The following is a 411-nucleotide window of genomic DNA, read 5'->3' on the forward strand; positions in this document are numbered from 1 at the left end:
GAATCTTCAAGAGTAAGAGTAGCCGTTAGTGTTGATTCATTATTACAATCGTCAGACACTGTATATGTTACCGTAATAGTACCACTAGCACCACAAGTAGCGCTTAAGTTGGTGAATGCATAATCAGAAACTACAGTAAATGTAGCATCAGTATCACAAGCATCAGTTCCACAAGTTTCAAGGGCAGCGATATTATCAGCGTTCCAAGCATCAGCAATAGATTCGTTATCAGAACCATTACACTCAATAGTTTCATCCACTACAGTACAAGCCGATAGGTCAGGACCAGTAGAATCTTCTAAAGTTAAAGTTGCTGTTAGTGTTGATTCATTATCACAATCATCAGACACTGTATATGTAACCGTAATAGTACCACCAGCACCACAAGTAGCGCTTAAGTTAGTGAATGCA

At 38.9% G+C, this 411-nt stretch carries 1 protein-coding gene; it reads right to left on the reverse strand.

Annotated features, from left to right (window positions below):
• Nucleotides 1-411: hypothetical protein (locus ACFS5M_RS14255; RefSeq protein ID WP_379898686.1), on the reverse strand; the 411-nt coding region annotated here is incomplete at both ends.

Source organism: Lacinutrix iliipiscaria (assembly GCF_042686125.1).
Classification (GTDB): Bacteria; Bacteroidota; Bacteroidia; order Flavobacteriales; family Flavobacteriaceae; genus Oceanihabitans; species Oceanihabitans iliipiscarium.